Here is a 13991-nt window from a genome sequence, read left to right on the forward strand (position 1 = left end):
ATTCCTTTTTTATTTAAAGTACAACGTTAACCTCAGGAGGGGGAGGTGGTAAGTCATCAAGATCACTAATATCTTTCTTGGTTAAATCGACCTTTTGACTACCAACAGAAATACTGGCTGAAACCCACTTAAAAAATGACTTTATCGTATTAGAGTCCGCCGTATCTAGTCGCAATACAATTTCAGTAATATTTTTGAGCACATCCGTTTGTGCGGATTGCCCTGCTGCACACGCAATAACAACGCCCGTGCGTGCCGCTTTAAATTTCTCAACGCCTTTTTTCCAATCGTCTGTTGGGGCGCCATCTGTCATCACAAAAACCAATGGGCGCCAATCGCCTTTTGTTTCAGCCGTAGTTTTTTGTACTTCTTTTTCAATACGACTAGAAACTAAAGTAAGCGCTGAACCTAATGCAGTTGTCCCACTTGCGACTAAATCAGGTACATTAAAATTAATTAAATCCGTAAGTGGAACAATTTGTTGTGCAGTTGAATTAAAGGTGATGATAGAAATATAGGCAGTTTCTAACGCGTAAGGATCTTGGCGTAATGTTGATAAGAGCATTTCAACGCCATTTTTTACTGCGGCAATAGGTTCACCATACATAGAACCTGAGGTATCGAGTAAAAGGTAAACTGGCAATCTTCTCATGCATTTATCCTGTTAGTGAGATAGGAATAAGTGATTAATAGACTAACCGACTCATCATTGTGTTCAATTGAGATTACGCTTAGTTTAATTAAATTAGGAAAAAAACGCAGTGATGATTGTCCGATATTATTAATCTGAAAGAAGATAGCATGAAAAGTAAAATAAAAGAGGGATTAAGCTATTTTTACCCTTATTTTGAAGGCTAAGCCGATAATTTATTATTAATGAATCATAATATGAAGAGTGTAAAAGGAGAGGCATATAAAGATTAGGTATAAGTACAGTTTTTGTGCTTGTGGTTCTTGTTGTTAAAAATAAATAAATTCAATGTGTTACGTTTTCATTTATCTTATTTAATAAGATGTATATTTCTCTTTTTTTAATAAATTACATTATATTAATAGTGTTTAATAATTATGGTTTTTTATATATTTTTGTTTTTTTGTTTATCTTTAAAATAACTTGATGCCTAAGCACCAAGTTATTTTTATTATTTATCTATAGTGGTTTATTATTTTTCTTTTTCAGATAGTTCAGCTAGAGTTGATTGAATTAAGTTTTCAATATAGTGATCAACTAATAATTCAACCGCCTCGCTACGAGTAGAATTATTTAAATAAGATAATCTATCAATTTTGCGTAATGCAGACATTTTTAATGAAAGTGAAACTGATTTTTTCTTATCTTTATCAAGGTAAACTCGGCTTGCCATTCCATTATGGCGAAGATCTTCACTGGCTGATAAGGCTTCTTTCATACGACGTAACGCTTTATTATCTAGCTGACCTCGCTCAGTCATCTGATAAGCGCGAGAGGCTTTACTGTACTTTATTTCAGCGTCATAAGAATCTCTTATCTCTTTTAAAACGCGAGTTAACGTTGGCTCTGAGCATTCAAGAGCAGAAATAATCTTAATGGTTGGAACCTTTTTTCCTGAACTTAAAAGGGTTGCCAGTGTAAAGACTCTGACCTGACGAGTGCTTAATTGCATGCTTAGTTACCACTTATTCTGTTATTCGTGTGTTAAAATAGTCGGCATTAAATTTCTATTATTCTTGTTCTGTGTTTACAAGGATAAATAAAATAAGCTTTCTATTAAATGTAGTATAAATTAAGAGTTAAAATAAAAAAAAACACTTTTTTAAATAAAAAATCATTTTATTCTTATAAGTTCTCGTTAAAGATAACATGCTTCAACGAGAAACTTATAAATCCAAATCAAGATAAAATAATTATTTTACCTTATAGAGTGCACAGCTCGTTATAGCGTATTTTATGTTGCATTAAAACGTTGAGCATTATTTTGTTGGTTAGGAATAATGCCATAAATTTTAGCTCGGGTTAAAATACTCAATGCCCAACGACGATGCGTTGCAGGCTCACACATTGCCCCTTGTGATTTAAAGACCGCTTGTGTCGAATTTAAAATACGCAAGGCATCTGAGTGATCGGATTGTGATACCCTAAGTGCTTGTTCAATCTTATGAATTTGTTTTGGATGTATCGCTGTTTTACCCACAAGGCCATTAGCAATATCAAGTGCAAGCTCTTTATCCATAATGTGGTGATCATCAATATGCTCACAAACCGGGGCGGTGAGGGCAAACTGACGTGCACCAAATACAGCAACCAGCATTTTTATGACATAACCCATTGGGCCATCATAAAGTGTTAAGTGGCGATTACGTCTAAGAGAAATAACATTCATTAAATCATTACCGCCAATACGTAATGCGATAATTCTGTTATGGCAAGGGTGAGTCAGTAAGTGGTTTGCAAGCGCTGTCATTTGAATAACATCAAACACTTCTTCTGTTTCAAGTGTTGGCATCATACATAAATGCGTGTTTTCAATGATATTCCACCAAACAGGCAAAGAAGCTTGTGTGAATTTGGGTAACACAAACCCATCAATAGCACTGACATCAAGATTTTCAGTGATCCATTGACCCATTTTAGTGTGACGAGGGCGAATAAACAGCAGTGGCCAATGGAGGCAATCACTGTTCTTTTTATGCTCTGCCAAGGTATTTAATAACGTAGCCAAGTTTTCTAATGCAACAGGAATATCGGCATCACTAACTGCATCTTCTAAGCAGATAATTAAAGAGCGCAATCCTTCAATTTTCTGGTCGATGATCGTTGTTGCAATATCTGTCCGTGTCGCAGGCATATATAGCGTTGCCCCTAAATTCCACGGGGATAATCGTTCAATCATTATTTCACCTTTTTAATGATAGTCACTGCACGATATTGACCAAGCGCTTGCCCTGCTTCAATAACAGCAATATTTTTTTCCTGTGCAAGATAAACCAGTAATGCGACATCAGGATCGGTTATCTCTCTCACAAGAACATGGTCGGGCACACGGCGTAAAACAGCGCGTGTGGCTTCGGCAATACCGGGTTTTATACGATTGATATTTGAAATATCATATTTGTTTGCAAGTGAACTAACGACGTTTTCGCTCAGCTTTTTTAAGTCTGATTGTTGTTCTTTAAATGTAGCCTGAGGAATATTGTTGTCGATTAATTGATCAACCACTTTTCCTACAGTATCAACAAGGTAACGACTGCATTCATACTGTTTTAAATGCTGGCAATCAACAAAACCATGAAAGCCTTTTTCGGTCCAAATTGAACGTGAAATTAATCCTGAAACAGGCGCACCCATGATCCCAAATGGGATAAGCCAATCTTCATCACTGGCGCTTAACCATGCACAGCCACAAGGATCAGCAAGCACGACAAGACGAGGTTGAACTGGATAGCCTTTTCGCCCTGATAATGAACGAATAAGTTCACCCGTAATAGCGCCTTTTCCTGTCCACCCATCAACAAAAACAATCCCTTCTGTACCGTGGCGTTGCTCTATCCATGAAAGTGCTTCGTTATCGATGCCTCTGTCTCGAATAATACTAATGCCGTAGTGGTAGGATATTTTTCCCATTTTACGCAATGTTTGTTGCAACATGACGCCTAAAGGAACCCCTGCACGAACCAGGCTTGTCAGAATAATGGGGGTATCACCGAAACGTGCAATAAGGGATTGTGCCAGCATGATGACTTCAGTTGCTAAACGTGTTGCACCCATTTCAAGTGCTTTTTCAAAGAGATCAAGGTGCCATGTTGTAGGCTCTGGCTCTTGACTTAGCATATCTGAATAGTGGCGTTTGCCAGATTGTATTAGCGCTTCTTTTAACTCAACCGGTGTCATTTCAATATTGACGGGTTGAAGTAGAAAATCGACATCCTCTGATGCATACGAGCCTGAAAATGGCTTATGATCCATCATGTTTATTCTCCAAAAATTTTTGTGTTAATCGCATCAGCAAATTGGCTTTGTCGGGGAAGCCCATACCAACTGCATAATTTCATAAAGCGATGATCACTCAGGCTGTCGCCAAGTCCAATCACAGGGAAAACACCTCGCTCAGCCTTTAATTTATTGAGCAAATAGGTGACAGCTTTGCCTTTTTCAATTGGCTCAGGTAACCACGCAATATTGTTACTGTTGCGATGAATATAAAAACCGTCGGTTGAGAATGTTTTTTCTATCTCGTCACCTATGGCGTATAGCTCGTCTAATCGCGTACTGTCGTTATGTTTCATCACTAAATAAATAGGTAAATCACCGTATTCATAGTTAATACGTGCCCAACCATCAATATGTTGTTCTGCCATTAATTGCGTAATTGATTGTTGCAGCGTCAACAAACGCTGTGTATAGGGCGCTAAGCTTTGAGTGATATGGTGTTGCCATTGTGCATCTGCTGTACCTTCAGGGGTTAATATCACCGCACCGTGTGTGGTGATAGCCCAAGAATGAAATGCAATAGTGACTCGGCTAATTTCTTCCGTTCCGCGCGCAGTGACAGGGATTAAATCAGCATGTTCTAACATCCAATCGACAAGCATAGCTTGTTCTTGAGTCATAAAACTGCGTGGTTCTAGGCTTCTATCCAGCGCACCCGTTTGATAGGGCTCAAGTGCTAATTCATCCACCATTTTGCGACGAGTTTGAAATAAGGTATCGTCAAGATCCGTTAAAATCACCGGCTTAGTCATAGCTAATTACCTCAACGATAGGGGCAACTTTATTCAGTGCTTCAATCAGTTGGTGATCAATACTGTCTGCAGGTGTTTCACAACAAAGCAAAATACGATCAAATTGTTGATGAGCCACGTTATAGACGAAGTTAGGAATACCTAAACCATAATTATCAGTAAATGTAATCGCTGATTGAATGGCAAAGTTAGTTGAAATAGGTGAGCGGGTTGTCGAGCTGTATTTTACCATAGCCCCTTTTTTTTCAAGACGTTCCGCTAACAAAAAGGGTTCCCAGACAAATTCTCCCGATCCTAAAACAAGGATCTTTTCACCCAAAGAAGCATTGATGGATAAACCTAGATCACTTGCAGGCGTTGTCATCCCTAATCGACCCCAGCTCTGTTTACCTGTGATCGCAATTTGTCCTGATGCAGTGATATTAACATTAGGCATAACAGGTAAAGGCGCGTTTGGATCGGCATCCCATTGCCACTTCCCTTGAACTAAAGAGATGGTTTTAATCGGTAATGGAGCGCGCGCTGCGATAGCGTCTCCGCTCCAATCCGTTAATGTGACAGCAATGACATGTTCAATCTGTGTTAATCCACCTTCTTCTCGTAATGCAGAAAGTAGATTGATAAACGTATTGCCCGTTGTTGCCTCATCATCAATCAATACAACTGTTTTTGCTTGTTGTACCCACTGGCGCTGTTCTGCTGTTTTAGGCAAATAGAGTAAGTGATCAGTCGCGTGGCTGTGGTTTTCTTTAAATTCACACAATAGGTCGCCATTATTAACAGGATGACGTGTTGAGGTTAAATAAATGGCTTGTTGATAGCGCTTTCTTACTTCATCAAAAACGCCAGCACCTAAACCCACTGCGGTTTCTGCCATACCAATAAACAGGATTGGGCCTTCAAGTGAAGTCGGAAATTGTTCAGCAAGTTTTTGATAGATTTCACGCATTTTTTTGGGTGAAACAGGGATATGGCGACCTAATACTTTACTGACAAATAAAAACGCACGCTTAGGGTTGCGTCTTTCTGCAATATCAAATAATTCATCAAGTAACTCAATAGGGCAATTAGGCGTCACGCTTAATGTACCACCGCTAAGACGGCGACGATAAACTAAAGAGTCACTCATACTGTTCTTCATTATTAATTATTATCCGTACTTATTAAGTTTGTTAACGTTGAATCGAAAACAATAGAATCGGTGATTGAGCGTATTGTTGTTGGTGTAAAATGGTCATTTTGGGCTTGAGCTTCTTCCATATTCATCAATCCCAATTGGCGTAAAGCAAAAATACCTGCAAGGTTAATACCACAATGTTGGGTATAACCTATACCGCCAGAAGGGCGCATATTAATTTCAAGTAATAAGGGGCGACCTTGATGATTGTTGCGTGTTTGCACATTAACAAGGCCATCTGCTTTCATCGCTTTTGCACACGCTTTGCCTAATTCATAGGCTTCACCTGAAATTTCCAAATGTTGGATTGCTCCCTCTTTACGACGCGCAACAGCGGCTATGACATTGCCTTTCTCAACTACCATATCAACAGAGTATTCAGGGCCAGGTAAATAAGGCATGAGTACTAATGGTTCAAAGTGCTCAACCGCTTTTAATGCATCAACATATTGTTGTGGATTAACTTGGCGATTTTCTGGGTGATTAAACAGTGCCATGGGAGAGGCTTGGCTATCAAAGCGCCAAAAACCCATACCATAAATACCTTTCACAGGCTTGATACATAAAGGTAATTCACCAAAAGGTGGGTTTTTTAAGTGTTTTTCTAATTCATTGATTGAGTCAATGTAAATAGAAGGCACAGCAGGAAGACCGAGATGTTCCATGGCTTGTGCAAAAGCAACTTTATTGTCAGCTAATTGAAGCTGTTCACATTGTGTTGCACCCGTGGTTAATTTAACCCCTAATTGTTCAATTTCATTTCGGTGTGATTCAAACCACAGGCTATTACGCCCTGTATGAATGACGTTGACGTGATGTTTTTTTATGACATCAGCCATAAATGCCAAGCGTAATGTCTCTTTAGTTGGTTCATAAAAAGCCCCATCTGCAAGTGATAAAATCTCATTTCGAGTATGACGATGAGAAGCCAGCACAAAGATATTTTGTCGTTGTTGTTTTGCAAAGTGTTTAACACTTTGAATAATATCACGTTGTGATGATAAGCCTTCCATAAACCAAATCGAATTGTTCATTACGCTGTATACCATGAAATAAAAGTGTAGGGATCAAGTCTTATAATCATGAAGATTTAGAAGAACGGTGTCAATCATAATATGATTTATTTAACTTAGGCCTAAATTAGACTAACCAATAACGTTATTATTATGATTTATGTGTGTTTTAAATATTTTATTACAATAAAAATATTATTAATATCAATGAATTGACAAAACTTTAAATTAGGGTTAAAAAAATAGTCTTGCCGAACTACTTCATCATGATATGATGATTTTCATAATGTTAATTTAGTCACAAATGGCGTGATTGTTTCACTCTACCTCTGAAGGAATTTAATTATGGTTTCATTAAGCAAGAATCAAACAGTTTCTCTCAGTAAACAAGCACCTACACTGAGTCATTTAATGTTTGGTTTGGGCTGGGATCCGATTAAGAAAAAAGGATTGTTAGGTGGTCTTTTTGGTGGTGGTGGTTCTATTGATTTAGATGCAAGTTGCGTTTTACTTGACGCAAGTGGCAATCAAATCGATACCATTTGGTTTCGCAAATTAAAATCAAGTTGTCAGTCAGTAATTCACTCGGGTGATAACTTAACGGGGGACGGCGATGGCGATGATGAAACTATTTTCGTTGAATTGAACCGTTTACCAACAAATGTTGAATATTTAGTGTTCACCGTAAACAGTTTCCGTGGACAAACATTTAATGAAGTTGAAAACGCATTTTGTCGTGTTGTTGATAAAACAACAAATAAAGAACTGGTGCGTTATACCTTAGCTGAGCAAGGCTCTCATACGGGTGTCGTGATTGCGTCTTTACAACGTAATCAGGGCCAATGGGATTTCACCGCGTTTGGTGCGCCTTGTAAAGGTCGAGTCATCAACGACATGATGCCTGATATTGTTGCGACAGTGGTGAGATAAATGAATATGACCCCAGGTGGGAACTTACCTGTTCCTAATCAAACATTAATCGTTAGAATTCAATCAGGTGCGCCTGTTGATGTGTCTGCTTTTAGACTTTATGCCTCAGGTAAAGTTAATGGCGATGCTGATATGGTGTTTTATGGGCAAACTGCAAGCGATGATCGTACTGTTATTTATGCCACGGCAGGTAACAGCACTTCATTTACTGTAGATTTAACCCGTTTACGTCCAGATGTCGAAAAAATTGCGTTTACAGCAACTTGCGATGGTCAGCAAACAATTGCAAATTTACAACGATTGTCGATTCAAGTTGATGCTAATAGTGAAGTGCTGGCAAACGGCAATGTGGATATTAATGGACGTACTGAAGCGGCATTAATCTTGGGTGAATTGTATCGTCGTAATGGGAGTTGGAAGTTCCGTTTTATTGCTCAAGGGTTTAACGGAGGCTTAAAACCGCTCGCTGAACATTTTGGTGTTGATATCGCGGATCCTCAACCAACACCCGCACCTGTTTCGACTCCAAAACCAGCGCCAGCCCCAGCCCCTACACCAACGCCAAATTCAGTAAATTTAAGCAAGGTTTCTTTAACCAAAGAGAAACCAGCAATCAGCCTCACGAAGAAAGATGACTTTGGTAAAATTCGAATCAACCTTGATTGGCATCGTGAAAGCAAAAGCGGGGGGTCTGGGTTATTAGGTGGATTGTTTGGTGGCAATAAAGGTATCGACTTAGATATCGGTGCATTCGTTGAACTTCAACAAGGGCATAAGTCTGTTATTCAAGCATTAGGAAACGGATTTGGCGATTTTAATCGTATTCCTTATGTTGAATTGCAAGGCGATGACCGCACCGGCGATGTTGCTGGTGGTGAATGGATCTTTGTGAATGGGCGTGAATGGAAAAATATTAAGCAAGTGCTGATTTTCGCGTTTATTTATGAAGGTGTACCGAATTGGAGCAAGACTGATGGTGTGGTTACTATTCATGTGCCAGATCAACCCCCTATCGAAACACGCTTAACTGATGGTAATAATGGTCGAGGCATGTGTGCAATTGCCCGACTAGTTAATGAGAACGGATCAATCAAAGTTGAACGTCTCAATGAGTTTTTTAAAGGCCACCGTGATATGGATAATGCGTACGGGTGGGGATTTCGCTGGACAGCGGGCTCTAAGTGATCAAATTGATATAAGGAAAAATAACATGAGTTTTTTTAACAAATTAAAAGAAGGTTTTAATACAGGCCGTTCTGAGTTAGCCAAGCAAGTGGGGCGCTTTAAAAATAAAAAATTTATGCAAGGTACTGTTGCAGTTTGTGCGCGTATCGCCATTGCCAGTGACGGTGTGAGTTCTGAAGAAAAACAGAAGATGCTCGGTTTTTTAAAAGCATCAGATGAACTTAAAGTATTTGATACTTCTGAAGTTATCGAATTCTTTAATAAGCTAATCCTGAGTTTCGAGTTCGATACTGAAGTCGGTAAAGGCGAAACCATGAAGTATATTCTGGCAATGAAAGATCAGCCAGAAGCTGCACAATTAGCTATTCGTGTCGGTATTGCTGTTGCGAAAAGCGATGGTGATTTTGACAATGATGAAAAAGAAGCGGTGCGTGCTATTGCCATTGCATTAGGCTTTGAGCCCGCAGAATTTGGTTTGTAATTAATTTATTATAGGGAACCGTTCAGGAATTATTATGGTATCCACACATATTGGTTTTCCGACAGAAACTGTCATTGTCTTTGTAGTACTTGCGATTGGCGCTATTTTTATCGACTTATTTATGCATCGTGCAGATAAGCCGATAACGTTAAAGAATGCCATATTTTGGTCTATATTCTGGGTTGCTATTGCAATGGCATTCGCAGGATTCCTTTATATTCATCATGGTGCAGAAGTTGCGAGCTTATTCGTAACAGGTTATGCATTAGAGAAAGTGCTTTCTATTGATAACTTGTTTGTCATGATGGCGATTTTCTCTTGGTTTGCCGTACCTGACCGCTTCCGTCACCGCGTTCTTTATTGGGGTATTATTGGTGCTATCGTTTTCCGTGGGATCTTTGTTGCCATCGGTACAGGACTGTTAAGTTTAGGACCATATGTTGAGATAGTATTTGCCTTAATCGTTGCTTGGACGGCAGTTATGATGCTGAAAAGCGGTGATGATAGTGAAGAAATTGAAGACTATTCACAGCATCTTGCTTATCGCTTAGTAAAACGATTTTTCCCTATATGGCCAAAAATCACAGGACACGCGTTTTTATTAACACAAAAAGAAGTGGATGTTGAATTAGCGAAACCTGAAAACAAAGATGTCACGATTGGTCGTGGTACAAAAGCCGCGTTATATGCGACACCACTGATGCTCTGTGTGGCAGTGGTAGAGCTTTCAGATGTGATGTTTGCTTTCGACTCGGTTCCCGCTATTATCGCTGTAAGCCGTGAACCCCTTATTGTCTATAGTGCAATGATGTTCGCAATCTTAGGCTTACGTACGCTTTACTTTGTGTTAGAAGCGTTAAAACAGTATCTCGTTTACCTTGAAAAAGCGGTTATTGTGTTGCTGTTCTTTATTGCTGCAAAATTGGGTTTAAATGCAACAGATCATATCTGGCAACATGGATACAGCATCTCCGCGACAGCCAGCTTATTAGTGGTGCTGGGTGTTCTTGCTCTGGGTGTTATTGCAAGCTTTGTATTCCCAGAGAAAAAAGATGATCAAGATAAGACAAATTAATACATATTCTTGAAAAATAAGAATATCAAAAACTAAATTAAAGAGGTTATAAAATGAGCGTTTCTCTTTCTAAAGGTGGTAATGTCTCTCTGAGCAAAGCAGCCCCAACGATGAAAAACGTCCTTGTCGGACTAGGTTGGGATGCCCGCTCTACAGATGGTCAAGATTTTGACTTAGATGCATCTGTATTTCTGTTAGCTGCAAATGGAAAAGTGCGTAGCGATGCCGATTTCATTTTTTATAACAACTTAAGATCTGCTGACGGTTCAGTTGTTCACACGGGTGACAACCGCACTGGTGAAGGCGATGGTGATGATGAAGCGCTGAAAATTAAATTAGATGCCATCCCAACGGATGTGGATAAAATTATTTTCGTCGTGACCATCCATGATGCGCAAGCACGTCGTCAAAGCTTTGGCCAAGTATCAGGCGCATTTATTCGTTTAGTTAATGATGACAATCAAATCGAAGTTGCTCGTTATGACTTAACCGAAGATGCATCAACGGAAACTGCAATGTTGTTTGGTGAATTATATCGCCATGGTGCAGAGTGGAAATTCCGTGCAGTAGGTCAGGGTTATGCAGGTGGCTTAGGTTCTGTCTGTGCTCAATATGGCATTAACGCCTCTTGATAGCAGGTTATAAGATACTTACCGCTGGCAGTTATCAAATGTAATTGCCAGTTTATTCAATAAAGTAGGAGCTTTGATATGGCAGTTTCCCTTGTTAAAGGTGGTAATGTTTCTCTGACTAAAGAAGCACCAACAATGTCGGTTGCTATGGTTGGTCTAGGATGGGATGCCCGCGTGACGGATGGCGCAGAGTTCGATTTAGATGCGTCAGTGTTCATGGTTGGTGAAGATGGAAAAGTACTTTCAGACGCCAGTTTTATCTTCTTTAATAATAAAGTGAGTCAATGCGGAAGCGTTGAACACCAAGGAGATAACCGCACTGGGGAAGGCGATGGCGACGATGAGCAAGTGAAAATCAGCTTATCAAAAATCCCTGCTGATGTGAAAAAACTGGTGTTCGCAGTCACTATTTATGATGCTGAAAACCGTAAACAAAACTTTGGTATGGTAAGCAACAGTTTTATGCGCGTTTATAATAACGACAATAATACTGAAATTGCTCGCTTTGATCTTTCTGAAGATGCCTCTACAGAAACCGCAATGGTGTTTGGTGAGTTATATCGCCATGGCGCAGAGTGGAAATTCAAAGCCGTTGGTCAAGGTTTTGCGGGTGGTTTAGGTGCATTAGCAGCACAGCACGGCGTAAATATCTAACGCTTTATTTAGCCCTCGCTTATGCGGGGGCTATTTTTATCACGAAGAAATTAATGGGCGATTAAGACTCTTTTTTTACTGTCACTTTAATGGGCGAGTTTTTAGTTTTACGGCTACCCGAATGAAAATGACGCCAATGAGGAGTTTGAGAGGCCAGTAGCAATTCATGGTCACCCCGAGAATCTCCCCATGCTTTCATGTGATATTGCGTTAAATCCCCGTAAATTCCTTCTAAACGTTTAATTTTTTCACCACAACGGCAGTTATTGCCAATAATTTTGCCTGTTAATTTGCCATCAACAACTTCAAGTGTGGTGCCTATCAATTTAATCCCTAATCTATCTGCAAAAGGTTGTAGTACCATTGCGGGAGAGGCTGAACAGATGGTGACTTCAGCGTTGCTATTCACTTCTTCTGCTACCGCTAATAAGCCAGTAGGGCGCATCAATTTAGCCCAGTAAAGTTTGCAAAATTCTTCTGCTTTTTCCTTTAACCATTGTTCATCAATATTGGTTAGAAAGGTTTTGATAAGCACTTCTTTTAGTTCATCACGCGTGAGTTTGCGTCTAAAGCAACGCAATGTTGGTAATACCATTTTAATTAAACGGCGTGAGAATTTACGTTTGCCAAAGGCGAATTTTAGAAAAGGAATAAAACTGTCGTGATAGGTTAACGTGCCATCAAAATCAAACACTGATAACGTTTTTACGGTGTTTTTCGCGTTTTCAAATTGGGGTTGCATACAGGGTAAGGCTCCGTAAATCATCAGAGTTTGAGAAATATATTTTACTTATTATATCATTGTTCTAAAAATGAGATAGAGGTGGTCTTATTTATTGATAAATAATGATTTTTATTATTAATAATGAAAATTAGAATGATGAACCATAAAAAAACACCTCTTAGTGATTTAGACTAAGAGGTGTGATTTTATGCTGTTGGCAAACAGAATAAGGGATTAATAGTATTCAATCATAAAGGTTGCTGCCCCATTGGCGGAACCAGCAGATAAGCGGTCATCAACACGAATATAACGTGCACGCAGTGGAACACTGACCGTTCCTGCTTTTTCAGTAATGGGTTGTGCAAAGGTAGTTGGTGTATTAAATTTAACAAAATCTTCGCCTACATTACCAAAGGCAAGTTGTATGCCGACACCTTTTGCTGCACCAGGTACATCATTTACTTCAAAAGTGCCTGGGTACTCAATAATTGGTGGGTTTACAGGCTTAATGGTCACTCTTAGTTCATTAGGATCACGATCTGGGAATGTTTGTCCTTTTTCAGTGGTATATACATCTCCTTTACCACCAGAATAGTAACCTCGAAATGCAGGACAATTGTATAAATTAATATCAGAATTTATCCATTTGGTTGAACTACCTTTTGTAGGTAAGGTAGATGTTTCATGTTTGCCTAATTCCACTGTGTAGTCTTGTGTTTTACAGCTTGAAGCAGTAACACTAACCGAACCCGTAATATTCATATATGCGGCTACAAAAGGAAATCCTTCGGTTAGAACCTTATTTTTTTCGGGGTAATTTACATCAAGTTGCATTCTTGCAATATTGCTTAAATTAAACGTACCCGGCTGAATAGGACCTAATTTAATTAAAGAATAATTTAATACTGGGTGTGCCCAATATGTTATAGATTCTCTTTCATTTTCAATAAGTTCACGATTTCCTTCCCAAGAGAGTTTAGGAATATTAGGCATTAGTGAATTATTTCTATCTCTATTTGTATAAAATATAATACCAAGACCTGGGTTATTGGTTTTATAGACATTAGGAGGAATACCTGCGCCAACAGCGGGTGTTCCTGCCATACTTAATAGTTTTATCTCCTGCCTTTCTAAAAAGTAATAGTATCCTAATCCTGCCGAAGGCACATTAAATCTACATTCATAGTTGTATGTATAACTAGTAATATCAATTTTACCTTGGTAAACAACAGAACCTACTGGCATATCAGCACCAACATGAATTACGCCACCAATGGACATGGTATGATTCACTGGAGGACCAATAACATTACATTTGACTGTTTGTTGTGCCATTACTTCCGCAACAGGGAAAAGTAGAAGCATTAAGGCTAATGAGTTTTTAATAATAGGCTTCATACT

15 protein-coding genes are annotated in these 13991 nt (G+C 39.0%); 6 read left to right on the forward strand and 9 right to left on the reverse strand.

The features are described 5' to 3' along the window. Positions 1-13: 13 nt before the first annotated feature. The 7 genes from INT04_RS10050 to INT04_RS10080 all read right to left on the reverse strand — a co-directional run bounded on the left by INT04_RS10050 (position 14) and on the right by INT04_RS10080 (position 6930). Complete coding sequence (locus INT04_RS10050) at positions 14-652, reverse strand: vWA domain-containing protein (protein ID WP_193016006.1); 639 nt, start codon at positions 650-652, stop codon at positions 14-16. Between the two features lie 511 nt (positions 653-1163). After that, entirely contained in the window at positions 1164-1643 is a 480-nt protein-coding gene (locus INT04_RS10055) for a tellurium resistance protein TerW (RefSeq protein ID WP_193016007.1), read from the reverse strand. A 282-nt stretch (positions 1644-1925) separates the two neighbouring features. Then, the gene (locus INT04_RS10060; protein ID WP_193016008.1) at positions 1926-2870 is read right to left on the reverse strand and encodes an HpcH/HpaI aldolase/citrate lyase family protein; all 945 of its coding nucleotides are present in this window, start codon (positions 2868-2870) and stop codon (positions 1926-1928) included. Continuing rightward, positions 2870-3946 carry a cysteine protease StiP family protein gene (locus INT04_RS10065; protein ID WP_193016009.1) on the reverse strand — a complete coding sequence of 359 codons (1077 nt, stop codon included), beginning with the start codon at positions 3944-3946 and terminating at the stop codon, positions 2870-2872. The genes INT04_RS10060 and INT04_RS10065 overlap by 1 nt, the downstream gene beginning before the upstream one ends. A gap of 2 nt (positions 3947-3948) precedes the next feature. Continuing rightward, a complete protein-coding gene (locus INT04_RS10070) occupies positions 3949-4719 on the reverse strand; it encodes a hypothetical protein (RefSeq protein WP_193016010.1) in 771 nt (256 codons plus the stop codon). After that, entirely contained in the window at positions 4712-5848 is a 1137-nt protein-coding gene (locus tag INT04_RS10075) for a phosphoribosyltransferase domain-containing protein (protein WP_193016011.1), read from the reverse strand. The genes INT04_RS10070 and INT04_RS10075 overlap by 8 nt, the downstream gene beginning before the upstream one ends. Positions 5849-5862: 14 nt before the next feature. After that, the gene (locus INT04_RS10080; RefSeq protein WP_193016012.1) at positions 5863-6930 is read right to left on the reverse strand and encodes an ATP-grasp domain-containing protein; all 1068 of its coding nucleotides are present in this window, start codon (positions 6928-6930) and stop codon (positions 5863-5865) included. Between the two features lie 324 nt (positions 6931-7254). On the opposite strand from INT04_RS10080, the gene INT04_RS10085 reads away from it, so the two are divergent. The 6 genes from INT04_RS10085 to INT04_RS10110 all read left to right on the forward strand — a co-directional run bounded on the left by INT04_RS10085 (position 7255) and on the right by INT04_RS10110 (position 11866). Further along, positions 7255-7839 carry a TerD family protein gene (locus INT04_RS10085; protein ID WP_193016013.1) on the forward strand — a complete coding sequence of 195 codons (585 nt, stop codon included), beginning with the start codon at positions 7255-7257 and terminating at the stop codon, positions 7837-7839. Further along, positions 7840-9024 carry a TerD family protein gene (locus INT04_RS10090; RefSeq protein ID WP_193016014.1) on the forward strand — a complete coding sequence of 395 codons (1185 nt, stop codon included), beginning with the start codon at positions 7840-7842 and terminating at the stop codon, positions 9022-9024. A 25-nt stretch (positions 9025-9049) separates the two neighbouring features. After that, positions 9050-9505: a tellurite resistance TerB family protein gene (locus INT04_RS10095; RefSeq protein ID WP_069369672.1), complete on the forward strand. Its 456-nt coding sequence runs from the start codon at positions 9050-9052 to the stop codon at positions 9503-9505. A 34-nt stretch (positions 9506-9539) separates the two neighbouring features. Then, positions 9540-10580 carry a TerC/Alx family metal homeostasis membrane protein gene (locus INT04_RS10100; protein ID WP_193016015.1) on the forward strand — a complete coding sequence of 347 codons (1041 nt, stop codon included), beginning with the start codon at positions 9540-9542 and terminating at the stop codon, positions 10578-10580. A 53-nt stretch (positions 10581-10633) separates the two neighbouring features. Continuing rightward, entirely contained in the window at positions 10634-11212 is a 579-nt protein-coding gene (terD, locus tag INT04_RS10105; RefSeq protein ID WP_193016016.1) for a tellurium resistance membrane protein TerD, read from the forward strand. A 78-nt stretch (positions 11213-11290) separates the two neighbouring features. Next, positions 11291-11866, forward strand: a complete 576-nt coding sequence (locus INT04_RS10110; RefSeq protein ID WP_193016017.1) for a TerD family protein — start codon at positions 11291-11293, stop codon at positions 11864-11866. A 61-nt stretch (positions 11867-11927) separates the two neighbouring features. Here INT04_RS10110 and INT04_RS10115 read toward each other — a convergent pair whose 3' ends face one another. After that, positions 11928-12608, reverse strand: a complete 681-nt coding sequence (locus INT04_RS10115) for an HAD family hydrolase (protein WP_193016018.1) — start codon at positions 12606-12608, stop codon at positions 11928-11930. A 216-nt stretch (positions 12609-12824) separates the two neighbouring features. Further along, a complete protein-coding gene (locus INT04_RS10120) occupies positions 12825-13988 on the reverse strand; it encodes a fimbrial protein (protein ID WP_193016019.1) in 1164 nt (387 codons plus the stop codon). Positions 13989-13991 lie beyond the last annotated feature (3 nt).

Source organism: Proteus sp. FME41, assembly GCF_014897315.1.
GTDB lineage: Bacteria > Pseudomonadota > Gammaproteobacteria > Enterobacterales > Enterobacteriaceae > Proteus.

Bases quoted from the DNA above. Each gene is read 5' to 3' on its own strand.
- INT04_RS10050 (WP_193016006.1), bottom strand. From the start codon at position 652: ATGAGAAGATTGCCAGTTTACCTTTTACTCGATACCTCAGGTTCTATG.
- INT04_RS10055 (WP_193016007.1), bottom strand. From the start codon at position 1,643: ATGCAATTAAGCACTCGTCAGGTCAGAGTCTTTACACTGGCAACCCTT.
- INT04_RS10060 (WP_193016008.1), bottom strand. From the start codon at position 2,870: ATGATTGAACGATTATCCCCGTGGAATTTAGGGGCAACGCTATATATG.
- INT04_RS10065 (WP_193016009.1), bottom strand. From the start codon at position 3,946: ATGATGGATCATAAGCCATTTTCAGGCTCGTATGCATCAGAGGATGTC.
- INT04_RS10070 (WP_193016010.1), bottom strand. From the start codon at position 4,719: ATGACTAAGCCGGTGATTTTAACGGATCTTGACGATACCTTATTTCAA.
- INT04_RS10075 (WP_193016011.1), bottom strand. From the start codon at position 5,848: ATGAGTGACTCTTTAGTTTATCGTCGCCGTCTTAGCGGTGGTACATTA.
- INT04_RS10080 (WP_193016012.1), bottom strand. From the start codon at position 6,930: ATGAACAATTCGATTTGGTTTATGGAAGGCTTATCATCACAACGTGAT.
- INT04_RS10085 (WP_193016013.1), top strand. From the start codon at position 7,255: ATGGTTTCATTAAGCAAGAATCAAACAGTTTCTCTCAGTAAACAAGCA.
- INT04_RS10090 (WP_193016014.1), top strand. From the start codon at position 7,840: ATGAATATGACCCCAGGTGGGAACTTACCTGTTCCTAATCAAACATTA.
- INT04_RS10095 (WP_069369672.1), top strand. From the start codon at position 9,050: ATGAGTTTTTTTAACAAATTAAAAGAAGGTTTTAATACAGGCCGTTCT.
- INT04_RS10100 (WP_193016015.1), top strand. From the start codon at position 9,540: ATGGTATCCACACATATTGGTTTTCCGACAGAAACTGTCATTGTCTTT.
- terD (WP_193016016.1), top strand. From the start codon at position 10,634: ATGAGCGTTTCTCTTTCTAAAGGTGGTAATGTCTCTCTGAGCAAAGCA.
- INT04_RS10110 (WP_193016017.1), top strand. From the start codon at position 11,291: ATGGCAGTTTCCCTTGTTAAAGGTGGTAATGTTTCTCTGACTAAAGAA.
- INT04_RS10115 (WP_193016018.1), bottom strand. From the start codon at position 12,608: ATGCAACCCCAATTTGAAAACGCGAAAAACACCGTAAAAACGTTATCA.
- INT04_RS10120 (WP_193016019.1), bottom strand. From the start codon at position 13,988: ATGAAGCCTATTATTAAAAACTCATTAGCCTTAATGCTTCTACTTTTC.